Origin of the sequence: Marivita sp. S0852 (genome assembly GCF_046591575.1) — a bacterium.
In the GTDB taxonomy this organism is placed as follows: Bacteria; Pseudomonadota; Alphaproteobacteria; order Rhodobacterales; family Rhodobacteraceae; genus Marivita.
In genome coordinates this window covers 1-16,006 of sequence record NZ_JBIQWA010000017.1, presented here as the reverse complement: position 1 = coordinate 16,006, position 16,006 = coordinate 1, and the positions used below count along the sequence as shown (strand labels likewise).

The 16,006-nt window shown below is 56.7% G+C and carries 14 protein-coding genes and 2 pseudogenes; 11 read left to right on the top strand and 5 right to left on the bottom strand.

Features of this window, described 5'->3' with window-relative positions:
* Nucleotides 1–6: 6 nt before the first annotated feature.
* Both ACG74X_RS20145 and ACG74X_RS20140 read right to left on the bottom strand, forming a co-directional pair.
* A complete protein-coding gene (locus ACG74X_RS20145; protein WP_411237162.1) occupies nt 7–183 on the bottom strand; it encodes a heavy-metal-associated domain-containing protein in 177 nt (58 codons plus the stop codon).
* Nucleotides 184–257: 74 nt separating this feature from the next.
* On the bottom strand, nt 258–551 hold the full coding sequence (locus ACG74X_RS20140; RefSeq protein ID WP_411237117.1) for a DUF2933 domain-containing protein: 294 nt from the start codon (nt 549–551) through the stop codon (nt 258–260).
* Nucleotides 552–756: 205 nt separating this feature from the next.
* Here ACG74X_RS20140 and ACG74X_RS20135 point away from each other — a divergent pair, with 205 nt between their 5' ends.
* The gene (locus ACG74X_RS20135) at nt 757–3,267 is read left to right on the top strand and encodes a heavy metal translocating P-type ATPase (RefSeq protein ID WP_411237116.1); all 2,511 of its coding nucleotides are present in this window, start codon (nt 757–759) and stop codon (nt 3,265–3,267) included.
* Between the two features lie 12 nt (nt 3,268–3,279).
* A complete protein-coding gene (cueR, locus tag ACG74X_RS20130; protein ID WP_411237114.1) occupies nt 3,280–3,681 on the top strand; it encodes a Cu(I)-responsive transcriptional regulator in 402 nt (133 codons plus the stop codon).
* Between the two features lie 345 nt (nt 3,682–4,026).
* Here cueR and ACG74X_RS20125 read toward each other — a convergent pair whose 3' ends face one another.
* Entirely contained in the window at nt 4,027–4,536 is a 510-nt protein-coding gene (locus tag ACG74X_RS20125; protein WP_411237113.1) for a hypothetical protein, read from the bottom strand.
* Nucleotides 4,537–4,655: 119 nt separating this feature from the next.
* On the opposite strand from ACG74X_RS20125, the gene ACG74X_RS20120 reads away from it, so the two are divergent.
* The 4 genes from ACG74X_RS20120 to ACG74X_RS20105 all read left to right on the top strand — a co-directional run bounded on the left by ACG74X_RS20120 (nt 4,656) and on the right by ACG74X_RS20105 (nt 11,256).
* The gene (locus ACG74X_RS20120; protein ID WP_411237112.1) at nt 4,656–7,085 is read left to right on the top strand and encodes an efflux RND transporter periplasmic adaptor subunit; all 2,430 of its coding nucleotides are present in this window, start codon (nt 4,656–4,658) and stop codon (nt 7,083–7,085) included.
* A complete protein-coding gene (locus ACG74X_RS20115) occupies nt 7,082–10,264 on the top strand; it encodes an efflux RND transporter permease subunit (protein ID WP_411237111.1) in 3,183 nt (1,060 codons plus the stop codon). Before ACG74X_RS20120 ends, ACG74X_RS20115 begins: the two co-directional genes overlap by 4 nt.
* 33 nt (nt 10,265–10,297) lie before the next feature.
* On the top strand, nt 10,298–10,639 hold the full coding sequence (locus ACG74X_RS20110) for a copper-binding protein (protein WP_411237110.1): 342 nt from the start codon (nt 10,298–10,300) through the stop codon (nt 10,637–10,639).
* 101 nt (nt 10,640–10,740) lie between these two features.
* The gene (locus tag ACG74X_RS20105) at nt 10,741–11,256 is read left to right on the top strand and encodes a disulfide bond formation protein B (RefSeq protein ID WP_411237109.1); all 516 of its coding nucleotides are present in this window, start codon (nt 10,741–10,743) and stop codon (nt 11,254–11,256) included.
* On the opposite strand, the gene ACG74X_RS20100 is transcribed toward ACG74X_RS20105, so the two are convergent.
* Nucleotides 11,253–11,894: a hypothetical protein gene (locus ACG74X_RS20100; protein WP_411237108.1), complete on the bottom strand. Its 642-nt coding sequence runs from the start codon at nt 11,892–11,894 to the stop codon at nt 11,253–11,255. The genes ACG74X_RS20105 and ACG74X_RS20100 overlap by 4 nt on opposite strands.
* 314 nt (nt 11,895–12,208) lie before the next feature.
* A complete protein-coding gene (locus ACG74X_RS20095) occupies nt 12,209–12,415 on the bottom strand; it encodes a hypothetical protein (protein WP_411237107.1) in 207 nt (68 codons plus the stop codon).
* A 236-nt stretch (nt 12,416–12,651) separates the two neighbouring features.
* Here ACG74X_RS20095 and ACG74X_RS20090 point away from each other — a divergent pair, with 236 nt between their 5' ends.
* The 5 genes and pseudogenes from ACG74X_RS20090 (at nt 12,652) to ACG74X_RS20070 (ending at nt 15,844) form a co-directional block, all read left to right on the top strand.
* Complete coding sequence (locus ACG74X_RS20090) at nt 12,652–13,329, top strand: acyl-homoserine-lactone synthase (RefSeq protein ID WP_411237106.1); 678 nt, start codon at nt 12,652–12,654, stop codon at nt 13,327–13,329.
* 100 nt (nt 13,330–13,429) lie between these two features.
* On the top strand, nt 13,430–13,837 hold the full coding sequence (locus ACG74X_RS20085) for a transposase (RefSeq protein ID WP_411237105.1): 408 nt from the start codon (nt 13,430–13,432) through the stop codon (nt 13,835–13,837).
* Nucleotides 13,834–13,977 (top strand): annotated as a pseudogene (gene tnpB, locus ACG74X_RS20080) (IS66 family insertion sequence element accessory protein TnpB); the annotation flags it as partial. The gene ACG74X_RS20085 and the pseudogene tnpB, both read left to right, overlap by 4 nt.
* A 4-nt stretch (nt 13,978–13,981) precedes the next feature.
* Nucleotides 13,982–14,598: pseudogene (locus ACG74X_RS20075) on the top strand (IS3 family transposase); the annotation flags it as partial.
* Between the two features lie 193 nt (nt 14,599–14,791).
* Nucleotides 14,792–15,844, top strand: coding sequence for an IS110 family transposase (locus tag ACG74X_RS20070; protein ID WP_411237104.1), 1,053 nt, complete (start codon nt 14,792–14,794; stop codon nt 15,842–15,844).
* Nucleotides 15,845–16,006 lie beyond the last annotated feature (162 nt).

Genomic DNA, 16,006 nt, shown 5'->3' with positions numbered 1-16,006 from the left:
CTGAGTCTAAGTCAACAATTCTGAGGCGTATCCTACAGCCTTCATGGTTTGCGCAATGGCGGTGCCGGTTTGCCTCGTCTCCACTTCAACGGTTCTCCTGTCGAGGTCAGTCGAGACAATTGCCGATGGGTCAAGAGCAGCGATCTTTTTGGTGATCGCTGCCGTACAATGACCGCAGCTCATGTCCGGAACGTGAAACCTCATGGTGCACCCTTACTTTGACCAGATGAGAGATGGGGCTTCCGGCTGGTGGAAGGTCAAGCGTCCATCGATGTCGGGACAGGGATTTTTGCCACGCCGGGCGCGTCGCTTTCCGATGACTTGCCGCCTCCATGGCAAGACTTCCCCATGAAGAAGAACATCACGCCATGTGCGCCGAGGCAGAGGACGATTGGGGCTAGCACGCCCAAACTGTCCTGAAGCCCAGAGAGAGTCCCGCCTCGGGCGAAGAAAACAATTAGCGGAAGCAGCATGACCGCGCAGCACACCCACATGCCGACGTGCATCATCTTTGATTTCTGCGGCTGGTTTTCTTGATCTGACATATTCATCGAGCACACTCCTATTCCGGAAATACCGCACCAATCGCTCGCCCGACAAGCTTACATATCGATACATTTCAATTGGAAACAGAGGGTTAGAGATACTGTAAACTCGTGCTGTCCCGACCGAAAAAGAAATATCCGATGACACCTTGAGCTTCCAGTGACTGGAAGCCCTATATCTGCCTCGGACACGCAATTGAGGTGACACCCTATGACCGACATCAACCAAACAACGCTCAGCATTGAAGGCATGACCTGTGCATCTTGCGTGGGTCGTGTTGAAAAGGCCTTGGCGGGGCTCGACGGGGTTTCCGATGTCTCCGTCAACCTCGCGTCTGAAACAGCTCGCCTTTCGCTGGATGATCCGGCTCGACTTACAGACGCCACGCAGGCGCTTGACGCGTTGGGGTATCCGGCGCGGACATCCCGCGTCACCTTGAACATCGCATCCATGTCCTGCGCCTCCTGCGTCGGACGGGTGGACAAGGCGCTGGCGGACGTGCCCGGTGTGCTTTCAGTGGGCGTGAATCTGGCGGCAGAAACGGCGACGGTCGAGTATCTTGAGGGCGCGGTATCTTTGGGCGACTTGATGGCCGCATCGGCTGCGATTGGCTATCCGGCCGAGATTGCCGAGGCACAGGCAAGCCAGTCTCGTGTCGCACGCAAGGCAGAAGAAGCGGACGGGCTGCGCCGCAGTGTCTTATTGGCGGCTATCCTGACGCTGCCGGTCTTCATCCTCGAGATGGGATCCCATCTTATTCCAGCCTTTCATTATTTGGTGATGACGACGATTGGTCTTCAAACGTCTTGGATCATCCAGTTCGTCCTCGCAACACTCGTCCTCTTCGGGCCGGGACGCCATTTCTACACCAAGGGGTTTCCCGCGCTCTTCAAAGGCGCGCCGGACATGAACAGCCTCGTCGCCGTCGGCACAGGCGCGGCCTGGGGATATTCCGTGGTCGCGACTTTCCTTCCGGGACTTTTGCCAGAAGGGGTGCGCGCGGTCTATTTCGAGGCCGCGGCGGTGATTGTTGTCCTCATCCTGATTGGCCGCTGGCTCGAGGCACGCGCCAAGGGCCGGACCGGTGCCGCGATCCAGGCTCTTCTTGGTCTTCAGGTCCGCACTGCCCGTATTGTGCGAAATGGAGAAACGCAGGAGGTCGATGTCGATGCGTTGGCGGTTGGAGACGTGATCATCGTCCGACCGGGTGAGCGGATCCCGGTAGATGGCGAGGTGACCGAAGGATCGAGCAATGTCGACGAGAGCATGATCACTGGAGAACCTGTGCCCGTTCAGAAAACCGCAGGTGCCCCAGTAACGGGGGGAACCGTCAACGGCACCGGTAGCCTGACATTCAAGGCCGCACGGGTCGGTGCGGATACCACGCTTGCGCAGATCATCCGCATGGTCGAGGAGGCGCAAGGCGCCAAACTGCCCATCCAGGGCCTTGTTGACCGCGTGACCCTGTGGTTCGTGCCTGCGGTCATGATACTATCTGCGCTCACGGTGGCGGTCTGGTTGCTTGTCGGCCCCGATCCGGCGCTGACCTTTGCGCTGGTGGCCGGCGTCTCGGTTTTGATCATCGCATGTCCTTGCGCCATGGGCCTGGCCACGCCCACCTCGATCATGGTGGGAACCGGTCGCGCAGCAGAGATGGGGGTCTTGTTCCGCAAGGGTGATGCGCTGCAAGCCTTGTCCGAAGTGGATGTCATTGCCCTCGACAAGACCGGGACAGTCACCGAAGGCCAGCCATCTTTGACCGATCTGGTCACCGCCAACGGCTTCGACCGGGACCGGGTCCTGACTTTGATCGCCGCCGTTGAGGCACAATCCGAGCATCCCATCGCCGAAGCCATCGTCCGCGGCGCGCGGTCCGAAGGCATCGCCGTTCCGAATGCGAGCGGCTTCCGGTCGATTACGGGTTACGGTGTCGCCGCGACCGTCGACGGTCAGGAGGTGATGGTGGGCGCGGACCGTTACATGACCCATGAGGGCATCGAAATCGCCGCCTTGGTCGAAACGGAAGCCGAGTTGGCAAAGAGGGGTCGGACAGCACTTTATGCGGCCATTGACAGCAAATTGGCCGCAGTGATCGCTGTGGCGGACCCGGTGAAACCTGCCAGCCAAGAGGCCATCGCCGCGCTTCACGCGCGTGGTTTCAAAGTTGCGATGATCACTGGCGACAAACGCGAGACGGCAGAAGCCATCGCGCGCGAGACCGGGATCGACCACTTGATCGCGGGAGTTCTGCCCGACGGCAAGGTTGCGGCCCTCGACGACTTGCGGAAAGGAGATCGAAAGATTGCCTTCGTGGGCGACGGTATCAATGATGCCCCGGCGCTGGCCCATGCGGATGTGGGCATCGCCATCGGCACCGGAACCGATGTCGCCATCGAATCCGCCGATGTGGTGTTGATGTCGGGCGATCTGCGCGGCGTCGTGACTGCGGTCGAGGTCTCCAAGCGCACGATGTCGAACATTCGCCAAAACCTCGTCTGGGCCTTCGGCTACAATGTTGCGCTCATCCCGGTTGCCGCAGGGATTCTTTATCCGGCCTTTGGTCTCCTTCTCTCCCCCGTCTTCGCGGCGGGCGCGATGGCCCTTTCGTCGGTCTCGGTTCTCACAAACGCCCTGCGTCTGCGCCGCATCGCGCCAGCCTTGCGTGAAGACAGAGACATCATCGCGCCTAAGATCAGCGCGCAAACGCAACCCGCAGAATAGGAGGATCGTCTCATGAACATTGGAGAAGTGGCAGAACGATCCGGCATCCCGCCCAAGACCATCCGCTACTATGAGGATATCGGCTTAGTCAGGCCGCAGCGCAGCGGAAGTGGATACCGCGCGTTCCGGGAGGCCGATTTACACAAGCTTGCATTTCTCGGTCGTGCCCGCGCGCTCGGGTTCTCGATCGAGGACTGCCGGACCCTCCTGAGCCTCTACGAGGACGAGACGCGGGAAAGCGCCCAAGTGAAGGCCATCGCTGAAGAGCACCTGAGCGCAATCGACGACAAGATCGCGCAGCTTCAGGAGATGCGCGAGACACTGTCGTATCTCGTCGAGGCCTGCCACGGAGACCACCGACCAGATTGTCCAATCCTGAAGGACCTCTCCGGTAATTTGAAGACTATCTCATGAAAACGCGTCTGACTTGGGAATCCTTCAGCGCGGGAATCGTGATTTTGAAATAAGCGCAAGACTTCAGCTACCAAATTCAACGCAAGAATTGGTGTCATTCCGAAGCGATACTTCGAACAGAAGCTGTGTCGAGTGCGTCAAGAACTGCCTGCGGCGCGAGTATTTCCGGGAGAGCAATACCGGAAGTCGCCCCTGGTCCAAAGGCGACGTTGAATGGGATGCCATAGCGGTCATACCGCTCGAGAAACCGCGCGATGTTGTCGTCTGGCCTGCGATTCTAGTTTCTCCGGCAGCAAAGAGGGAACTGTGCGGAGGGCGGCGTACCTGCGATGATCGCACCGATCGTCAGAAGCGTTGACCTTTTCTTGGAATCCGTCCGATGCGTGATCTGGCCGCGTCCCCTTGAGAGCCGTAGTGTGACGTCTTGTAAAAGGTCAACTTTACAAACTGATACAATCTTTCAGCCCCGCTCCAATTGCCGCGACTTATGAAGAGCGCTATCTCGCGATTATGGTTTGGAACGCGATCTTTTTCCTGCGATCGGCATGTCTTGCCTTTGTGTGTCTGACGATCACCGTCGTCGGAACGCAAGCAATGCCATTTGATGGAGAGATCAGCGGCGTAGAGCGCGGCCTGCACATCGCCGCTGCTGCCTCCGCGGGAGAATTGTCCAACCACATCCACGCGAAACACCCCCACAACAATGGCGAGCGGCAAACAGACACTCACGCCGGACACGGCGACGGGTGCCACACTGCTCTTTGCTGTGTCATGGACTACCAGCAACATCTTGATCATCGATCTGAAGAAAACGCGTTTACTTCGCCGACGCAGGTCGCAATTTTCAAGGCTCATGCATCCCGTGAGACCCTCGTCCCAGATCGCCCACCCCAGCATTCCTGACATCTCGGTGCCCGCATATGCGGGCTGTTTGACCAATCGATCGCTGCATCCAATGCAGTCGTCAGGAGAAGATGTTTATGCGTGGAAGATACGCGGCACTTTCCGTTCTTGCCTTGGTAGCCGGCCTGGGCGGTGGGGTTTACGTTGAGCGGGCGTACCTGAATCCAACGGTGCAAGGAGGGTCTGAAGGCCCCGAGATACTTTATTGGGTTGCGCCCATGGACCCAAATTTCCGTCAACCGGGACCTGGCAAGTCACCCATGGGGATGGATCTTATTCCCGTCTACGCCGGACAGGAACCATCTGGTGATCCCGCCGAAGTCACACTGAACGCGGCCGAAATCAACGCAATCGGCGTGCGAACGGCGGTTGCCCGCATGACCGAGGTGCAACCTCGGATCGAGACTGTTGGTTTCGTGGGCTATGACGAACATCTGACCAGCCATGTCCATGTCCGCGCTGAAGGGTGGATCGAGAAGCTCAAGGTGCGAGCGGTCGGTGATCGGGTGAGTCAAGACCAAGTGCTCTTTGAGCTCTTCTCGCCGCTCATTGCGACCGCAACCGGAGATCTGGTTCGTGCCGTCGAGGCCGGTGATCCGCGCATTCTGGATGCAGCGCGCAGCAAGTTGATGAGCCACGGTATGTCAGCGCGGCAGGTTGCGGAGATCGAGGCGGGCGGCGAACTGGTTCGCAACATCGAGATCGAAGCACCACAGAACGGCGTGGTTATCGCCCTGAACGCGGCCGATGGTATGTATCTGCAACCCGGAACGCTTGCCTTCTCTGTTGCTGATTTGTCGAAGGTCTGGCTGATTGTAGATGTTTTTGAACGCGATATTGCCCGGCTTTCTGAGGAGATGCGGGCCATTGCTCGGTTCGAACACTTACCCGGGCGCGTGTTTGAAGGCGACATCGACTACATCTATCCCGAACTCGATCCCCAAACACGAACGCTCCCTGTTCGACTGAGGTTTGACAACTCCGATGGCGTGCTGCGCCCCGGAATGTTCGGAAGTGTCAGTCTCACGCCCAACGAAAGCCGTACAGTCCTGACAGTGCCATCTGAGGCCGTGATACGGACCGGGTCGGCTGAGCGCGTCATCCTGAAAACAGGAGAGGGGACCTTCCGACCGAGATTGGTCACTGCCGGTCTCCGGGACAGTTTCGGAGAAGGCGGGCGGACAGAGATTCTTCAGGGCCTGGGCCCGGGTGAAGAGGTCGTTGCCTCCGCACAATTCCTCATCGACAGCGAAAGCGCACTGAGTGCGGGCTTCATGCGCATGGCACCAACAGATGCCGACCCGGCGCGGGGCAGCGGTGTTCTCGTTGCTCTCGATCCTGAGAGTCGGGTGGCAACCGTGCAGCATGACGCCCTGGAAAGCCTGGACTGGCCAGCGATGACATCCGACTTCCCGGTGAGAGCCGATGTTCTCCTGGATCGGCTAAAGGAGGGGGAGGCAGTCGCGTTTCTCGTGGCCCGTGGCGCAGATGGACTCCTGAGCCTCACCGAATTTGCGCCAGATGATGGAATTGCCGGAACCGGCACTGGGATTGCACGCGCGGTGACGTCGGATGGCAAGCTAACACTGGAGCATGGCCCGATCCCAGAGCTTGGCTGGCCCGCAATGACGATGGACCTGCCGGTGTTGGGGGTCGATCTTGAGACGGTGCCCCTCGACGCGCCGATCGAATTCGATCTCACGGCAGGTGATGGCGGCCTTTTCTCCGTAGTCGCAGTCCGCGCCGAGGGCGCCGATCCCGAAGAGGTGGAAGCGGCTGAAACATCTGCTGCAGCGCCGATCATGGTATCCGGCACCATCGACGACCTGGATCTGAATTCTGGAACCGCAACCATCAGCCATGGGCCCATGGCTGAGATCGGAATGCCAGGAATGACCATGGATTTCCCCATCGATCCGGGCTTGGACATGGCATCGCTGAAAACCGGCGTCCAAATGACCCTGACATTTGCACGGCCGGATGGCTTGAACATGATCTTGTCTGATGTCGAGCTAGAGGCAGCTGCGACACCGCCCATCGTGGTCTCAGGCACGATCGATAGTGTCGATACAGACGCCTCAAAGGCCACGATCACCCATGGACCGATGACCGATATCGGCATGCCTGGCATGACCATGGCCTTTGATATTGATCCGTCACTCGACGCTGCCGCGTTGATGACAGATGTGGAGATGGTGCTCACTTTCGCGCGACCGGACGGCATGAACATGGTGCTGGCAGCGGCCGAACCTGTGGCACCGCCCATGCAGGTTTCAGGTCAAATCAACTCCATCGATGCTCAATCACGGACGGCGAACATCACCCATGGGCCGATGATCGATATCGGCATGCCCGGAATGACGATGGATTTTCCCTTGGCTGAAGAGCTCGAGATTTCCCAACTCACAGTGGGAACGGACGTCACGCTCATCCTGCGGCGCAACCCGGATTTCTCGATGACATTGATCGATGTTGTCCGTGACGGGAGGGTTACCCAGTGATCCCGGCGATCATCCGCGCCTCGCTGGCCAATAGGTTTGTTATTTTGGTCCTTGCCGTCATGATGGGCGTCGCAGGCATCTGGGCCATCCGCGAGACACCGGTCGATGCGATACCGGACCTGTCCGATGTGCAGGTAATCGTCCGCACCCCTTATCCGGGGCAGGCGCCGCAAGTGGTCGAAAACCAAATCACCTATCCGCTCGCCACATCGTTGCTGGCGGTACCCGGCGCACAGGATGTACGCGGCTTTTCCTTCTTTGGTGACAGTTTTGTTTATGTCGTTTTTGAAGATGGCACGGACTTGTACTGGGCAAGATCACGCGTCCTCGAATATCTAGGGCAGATCACCGGCAGCCTGCCGGAGGGGGTGTCCCCTCAGCTTGGCCCGGATGCCACCGGAGTCGGATGGATCTACCAATATGCGTTGATCGACAGAACCGGCACACACGATCTTGCGCAGCTGAGAACGCTGCAGGACTGGTTTCTGAAATACGAACTTCAAGCTGTCGACGGCGTGTCCGAGGTCGCAACGATTGGCGGCATGGTCAAACAATACCAGGTCGTCGTCGATCCGAACAAATTGCGGGCCTATGACATCACACTGACACAGCTCAGAAACGCAATACAGGCGGCCAATCGCGAAACCGGCGGAAGCGTGATCGAGATGGGCGAAGCGGAATTCATGATCCGCTCGTCCGGATACATTGATGAGCTTTCTGATCTTTCCAGTGCACCCCTGATGATCAACGAGCGCGGAGCCGCTCTGACCCTTGGCGACGTTGCTGACATTCGCCTGGGACCGGAATTGCGCCGCGGCGTCGGAGAGTTTGACGGGCAGGGCGATGCCGTTGGCGGTGTGGTCATAATGCGATGGGGGGGTAATGCCCTCGCGACCATCAAAGCGGTCGAAGCCCGTATCGAAGAATTGCGGCCGAACCTGCCTGAAGGTGTAGAGATTATCGCGACCTATGACCGGTCCGGCGTGATCGAACGCGCAATCGACAATCTCCAGAAGAAGCTGACTCAGGAATTCATTGTCGTCGTCCTGGTCTGTGCGGCCTTCCTGCTGCATCTGCGCTCATCGCTGGTGATCCTGCTGTCGTTGCCCCTGGGCATCTTTGCCGCCTTTATTCTGATGAAGGCGCAGGGTGTGAATGCGAACATCATGTCGCTTGGTGGCATTGCGATTGCCATCGGGGCCATGGTCGATGCGTCCATCGTAATGATCGAGGCGATGCACAGGCGGCTGGAAAAGGAAAAGCTGACCGCAGAAAACAGGTGGAGGATCGTCCAGGAATGCGCCTCTGAGGTCGGTCCGGCCCTCTTTTACTCCTTGGCAATCATCACGGTCAGCTTTCTGCCTGTCTTTGTGCTTGAAAATCAGGAGGGCAGGCTTTTCGCCCCGCTGGCCTATACAAAGACCTACGCGATGGCCGCCGCCGCGATCCTATCGATCACACTGGTTCCGGTCTTGATGGGATATTTTGTCCGGGGCCGAATTTTGCCCGAGCGCAAAAACCCACTGAACCGATTGGTGGTCTTCCTGTACCGTCCCTTCCTAGACGCGGCCATCGCCTGGCCGTGGGCGACCACCTTGCTTGCCGGAGCCCTCGTGGCTTCGATGTGGTATCCGTACCAGCGGCTCGGGTCCGAGTTCATGCCCGAGCTGAACGAGGGCGACTTTCTCTATATGCCAAGCTTCTACCCGGGCGTGTCGATAGGCAAGGCACGCGAGTTTATGCAACAGACCAATCGTCTGATCGCTACAGTTCCAGAGGTTGAAACCGTGCATGGCAAAGTGGGGCGTGCAGAAACTGCTACCGATCCTGCACCACTCACAATGGTGGAAACCACGATCCAACTCAAGCCGGAAGCTGAGTGGCGCCCGGGTATGACCATGGAGAATATACGCAATGAACTTGACCGGATTGTGCAGATCCCGGGCGTGACCAATGTCTGGATCCAGCCGATCAAGAACCGGATCGACATGCTTGCCACCGGGATACGAACGCCTGTTGGTGTCAAGATCTCGGGTGCCGATTTGAATGTCATCACAGACGTCGGGATCGAGGTAGAGCGGGCCGTGTCGGATATCGAAGGCACTGCCTCCGCCTATGCCGAGCGTCCGGTAGGCGGGCGCTTCATCGAAATTGACGTCAAACGCGACTCCGCTGCGCGATACATGATGAGCGTTCGGGACGTTCAGGATGTGGTCCAAACTGCCATCGGTGGCATGCAAGTGTCGGAATCCGTCGAAGGGCTGGAGCGCTTTCCAATCAACCTGCGCTATCCGCAAGCATGGCGCGATAGCCCCGAACGGCTCGAAAACCTGCCCGTTGTCACCCCTTCAGGAGCCCATGTGCCACTGACAGCCTTGGCCGATATCCGAATTGTCGATGGCCCTGGCATGATCCGGTCAGAAAACGCCCGACGCACGGGGTTCGTGTTTATCGACATCGCAGGACGAGACCTTGGCGGATATGTCGCCGAGGCGCAGAGGGTCGTGGCCGATCAAGTGCGCCTACCTCCCGGATATTCTCTCACATGGTCCGGGCAGTATGAGTACATTGAGCGGATGCAGGAACGGCTGGCTATCGTCGCACCCGCAACCCTGATGATCATCACGCTGATGTTGTTCATGGCATTCAATAGGGTGATCGAAGTTGGTATCATTCTGGCCGCACTGCCAGTCGCGTTGGCGGGCGGCGTCTGGTTTCTGTGGTATCTCAGCTTTGACATTTCGATAGCGGTCCTCGTCGGCTTTATTGCTCTGGCAGGCGTGGCCGTCGAAACGGCCATCGTCATGCTGCTCTATCTCAATCTAGCTTGGGAGAAACGGCGAAAACTCGGCCAATCCGAACGTCGCAAGCTGACACGGGACGATATCGAAGAGGCCGTTTTTGAAGGGGCTGTTCTGCGGGTGAGGCCCAAGGTCATGACGGTCGCGACCATCTTCGCGGCTCTGATCCCGATCATGTATGGCACAGGCACCGGCTCGGAGATCATGCAACGCATCGCTGCACCGATGATCGGCGGCATGGTGACAGCGACCCTGCTGACGCTTTTCGTCATTCCTTCCATATTCGTGATTTGGAAACGGCTCGCGCTGAAACGCGTAAACCGCGAAATCACGTCCCCAATTCAGCAGCCCGTCGATGCAGCACTGCCTGCCGAATAATCGAACTCACAAACCTCAAGAATGGAGCTTCTCATGAAGATACTGACTACAAGTCTCGCACTTCTGACCCTGGCCGCGACAGGGGCTATCGCGCAAATGAACCACAATATGGATCATTCGAACATGCCGATGTCCGCCGAACAAATGGAGGGCGCGGTTCACGCGAAGGCCGTGATCAATTCGATCGGCGACGGAACTGCAAATGTGAGCCATGACCCGATTCCCGAGATCGGCTGGCCTGCAATGACGATGGATATGACGGTTTTGGAAAACGCGCAGATGATGGGAGAGGTGACCGATGGTGACGAAGTGACCCTGATGCTCGTCAAGGGCAAGGAAGGCATGTACGCAATCGGGGCCATAATGCCGAACTGACCACGAATGCGCAGTTGCCGCGAAATCGGCAACTGCGGCGCGTGCTTGGAGAGTTACACCGAGTTCGACCGCCGTGCTGCCTGTAGGCGAAAGGAAGATGAATGAGCCTGTCTCCGAAACAACTTGGTTTGATCGCTGCCGGCGGATCAGCCGTTCTTTTGCTGGCCGCCTTCGTGTTTCAGGCAGCGGGCTATGCACCATGCGCGATGTGCATTTGGCAGCGGTATCCTCACGTCATTGCCATCGCTATTGGCGCGCTCCTCATGGTTGGTTTGCCCATCTTGCTGCTCTTGATGGCAGGTGCTGGTGCCGCCTTCACGACAGCGGGCATCGGGATTTTCCACACCGGCGTCGAACGGGGTTGGTGGGAAGGTCCGACGGCGTGCGCAGGCTCTGGTCTTGATATGTCTAACTTGACAGGTGCGGACCTTTTGCCCTCCGCATCATCTGCACCATCAACCTTGGTCATGTGTGACGAAGTCGCATGGGAGTTCCTGAGCCTATCTATGGCGAGTTGGAACGCGCTTTGGAGCCTTGTTATCGCAGGGATCTGGATCATGGCATTTGCCAATGCGAGGCGCATGTCTCGATCATCTGAAAGCCTTACGGCAACCTAGCTCTGAAGATACATGACAATGGCTGCGATAGTCGTCAGACACATAGCTGCCGACACGAAGGCGGCCAGAGCGATCAGAACAGTGCCGACAGTCTTTGAGAAGAGACCAACGAATGGTTGCAGGATTGGTGATCTTCCGGCTGCTGTTGCATAAAGCGGCAGTGCGCTTACCAACGTGGCGTACAGGTAGACCCCGGATATGTTTTCAAAGAGTGCGGACCGCGCCAGTGTGGGCGCAACCACTGAAAGAGCCGTAGACCTACTACCTCCAAATGAGCCGAACCAACTGGCGGAAAGCACATAGATGAAGGCGTGGAGAACGAGAAAAAGAGCGACGCGAGTTACCACGTCGAAGAGAATGAATACCGCCGGATCACGGCTATTGGTGTCTTTCGCATTCAACACCGCAAACAGGAAGAAGCCGACGTAGTTGACGAAAAAGACGACGGGAAGCCCGTTTGTCAGAACCTGTCTGAGAAATCGTGATAGCGTCGGCCCACCGTCCATCAACGCAGAAGCAAATCCTGGGGCGCGCAAAACATAAACGATCAAGACCGGAAGCAGACCGATCAGGCTGAAGACCAAGACGTTAACTACAAATTGCACGCCCGGCATCTTGGTTGAGAAGAACCGTTGCATGTGAGCAGGTTGGCATGTCGGAAGGCAACAGTCGACGTGTTCCAATGCAAGCTCGGATTTTTGAGCGACCGCCTTGCCATTTGGCCTTGTATACTCGGAATGGCGACTTTGATATCCTCAGCACTGTTGCAGCGATGCGCTGTCTGTCCGATTGCGGAAATAGTTTATGATTACGGTAACGATAATGGGACCCATTATCAACACACTCTAAGGCACATCAGTGTAGCCGAGACGGACGCTTACGGATCAAACACCTAGGATATTTTTAAGCTTCCTTGGTCAGGCCAAGGTGTCCGGTCGGAAGAGGGGACAGTTCACCGTTCGCCACGACGGTGGTCTTCTGGGGTAGAGACCGACATCTTGAGTTGGTGAATCAGTATGCGTTTTGTGTCAAACCAACCACGCGCATGCGCTCGTGAAATTTCAATCATCAGATCGCGCTGATAATTGGTGGCGGAAGGCCAATGTTCCAGCAGTTGCAGCGGGTATTCTACGTCCTCAGTACTGTATTCAGGTGTCATTATTTCACCTTTCACGTTTACGCCACGTAAGACGGTGTGAGTGGTTTGTTAATTAAAGATTAATGCCATGAACCTGTCTCTGTGGTCGGCAAATTAGCGCCGAAGGACAATAAACTACCCATAGCATGATGCCACGCATACTGTGTCAGCCTGCATTCCCCACGCAACATGTTGTATGATTAACGATCTGTTAATATTTTTTTGGTCAGTGTGTTCTCGATAGATAGGAGAGAAGCATGATTAGATTTCAGTACGGCGACACATTAATGCAGATACCAAAGCTAAAAGCTTCCATGCATCGTGATCGGGCAATTCAGTTCAAGCAAAGACTGCGCTGGGATGTGACAGTTGATGCGTATGGTGAAGAACATGATGGTTATGACGAACTGAACCCCATCTATATCATCGTCGAAAACGATGAAGGTCTCCATGCCGGGTCAATGCGTCTACTGCCAACTGTTGGACAGACCATGACCAACGACCATTTCATTCATCTAAGCGATGGGGTCGCGATACAGAGTCCGTTTATCTGGGAATGTACGAGATTGTGCCTCGGTGAAAGCGCTGACCGCACCACCGCACCTGCGTTGCTGGCGGCAGGGGCAAAATTAATGCATGAGTGCGAGATTCAGCATTTTGTCGGTGTGTTTGATGCTCGTATGACCAAAATCTATGCGCGCTTGGGTGCCAAGCCAACGATCTTAGGCACTTCTTGCACGGACGGAGATGCAATTTCAGTTGGGCTATGGGAATTTGATAACTCATCATTTTTGCGATTGTGTCACAAAGCTTGCCTTGATCCACAAACACTGGCTTCACAATTCGACGTTTCTGAGATTGGCGGAAACCGCTCGATAATGCTTAATCCAAATGTTCGAGTTCAGGAGGCTTCGTGGCAAGTGTATTCTCAGTAGAATGCCTGTTTTGGTGTATCCGTCCGTTGACGCCGCTCTGACCGAGGAAATCTGGGGCTGATAGTGCCCACCATCGATAGTGGAAATCATGAGGCACTCCATGGCGGGCAGGAAGGGCCAGAAGAAGCGGTTCTGGGCGGACGAAGAGAAACGGTCGATCTGCGAGCAGGCTTTGGCCTCCGGTGTGTCGGTCGCGCAGGTTGCCCGTCGTTATTCGATGAACGCGAACCTGATCTTCAAGTTGCTGAAAGACCCCCGCTTTTCCCCTGCTGCGGACAAAACGCAAATGGCACCGGAAGATGACGGTATCTTCTTGCCGGTGGAAGTGTCGGGGCCGTCCATAGATCATGATGCCGTCGGCGCGCCCATGAGGACAGCCGGCTCGACATCGGCCCCTCTTTTGGCACATCGGGTCGACATCACGCTGTCGGATGGACGACGGGTCTTAATTGAAGGGCCGACGGCGCTATCATCTATTATAGGGCTCGTGCAGGGGCTGATGGCATGATCCCGGTGCCGAGCAATACACGGGTGTGGCTCGCGGTCGGGGTGACGGACATGCGGCTTGGCTTCAATACCTTGGCGGCGCAGGATGAAAAGGTCCTGGCCGAGGACCCGTATTCCGGCCTTCTGTTCGTGTTCTGGGGAGGTCCGCAACCGCCCGGCCAGCCGCAGTCAGCGATCTGATCTGGTCACGTTGGCACACATCAAAGAACAATCCCGTCTCAGCTTGGGCAGCTATGGCAGGCCGCGCATGACCGAAGAGTTAAAGGAGATCGGTCTGGACGTCGGTCATCGTCGTGTGGGCCGTTTGATGCGCCAGAACGGCATATCCGTTGTCAGAACCCGCAAACACAAGGTGACGACCACTGCCCGGCAGGCGATTGCAAAGCAATCTGCCGAGAGGGGGACAGCGACCACGCCTTTAACATCGGGCCGAACCTACTGGACCGGGACTTCACTGCTGATCAGCCCAATCAAAAATGGGCTGGCGACATCAGCTATGTCTGGACACGTGAAGGCTGGCTATATTTGGCTGTGATCCTGGATTTGCATTCCCGACGTGTGATTGGCTGGGCTGTCAGCAACCGGATGAAGCGCGACCTGGCGATCCGGGCGTTGAAAATGGCGATTGCGTTCCGGCAACCACCAAAGGACTGCATCCACCACACGGACCGCGGGTCGCAATATTGCTCACACGACTATCAGAAGATCCTGCGCCAGCACGGGTTCAAGGCATCGATGTCTGGCAAAGGTAATTGCTATGATTGTGAGTATGGTATTGCGGCTTGATGGCCTGACCCATGCTACGATTGACTGCATGTCATTGCGTTGACGTGTCGACCGTCAAGTCGCCCCGGCAACGGGCGAGATGTGACCTCATAGGAGCCTGACGGGAACGCCCCTTCACAGTCCTGTCCCCTCGGATCGGTGCCTGGGCATTCTAAGCAATGAGGGCACCATGAAGACTGCACATCCTGTAATCATCGGTATCGACACTCACAAAGCAACACATGTTGCCGTTGCAATCGATACACAAGGAACGCGTTTGGCAACACTGTCTATTCCCACCAACCCGAAGGGGTACTTGGAATTGGAGCGCTGGTCGCGATCGCTTGGACAAGTTGTGGCATTTGGCATTGAGGGGACTGGTTCGTATGGTGCGGGTCTTTCTCGGTCTTTGCTGGCGCAAGGTCACAATGTCATCGAAGTCACGCGGCCACATCGGCAACTGCGATACACGCAAGGTAAGACCGATAGCTTGGATGCAGAGGGGGCTGCGCGGTCCGTTCTCTCGGGGCAAGCAACAGCAAGCCCTAAAACACAAACGGGGTCGTCAGAGATGATCCGGCATTTGAAGATTGCACGCGATACGGCCGTCAAATCGCGCTCACAGGCCATGGTTACGCTCAAAACTTTGATCATCAACGCACCCGTCGATTTACGCGATACACTTGATCAAATCCGAGGAAAGGTCGCTTTGATCCGTCATATTGCAGCTTTCCGCCCAGGCAAAATCGTCGATACTATAGCTTCTGCAAAAGCGGCCATGCGCGCGTTGGCACGCCGTTGGCTGTCGCTTCATGAAGAGATCCTTGAGCATGACAAAAAACTAGAACGTCTTGTCAGGGAGCGCGCACCAGACCTGATGGCCTCACATGGAATAGCGACACTGACGGTCGCTGAGATGTTGATCTTGGTCGGCGACGATCCAGCACGCATCCGCTCCGAAGCGGCTTTTGCAAAACTCTGCGGTGTCTGCCCCATCCCTGCATCCAGCGGAAAAACACACCGCTTCAGATTGAACCGAGGTGGGAACCGGCAGGCCAACGCCGCACTGTATCGCGTCGCCATCATCCGAATGCGCAGCCATGAACCAACACTAGCCTATGTCAAAAAACGCACGAAAGATGGGAAGAGCAAAAGTGAGATCATTCGATGTTTGAAGCGCTACATCGTCCGCGAAATCTACAGCCAGCTCTGTGTGTCCAAGTCAGCTAAAATCGCCGCTTGACGAATATAGGAGCTTCCATGCGGCGGATTTCAGAAATACCGGACAGCGATTACGCTAATTCCCGGACAGCCGTCTCAGTAATTCCCGGATAGTTCGGGCGCGACTGATCATCTGCCTGCGATCATGTTTCGGTTTGGATAGTTTCGGTGTTTTCGGCGGAGG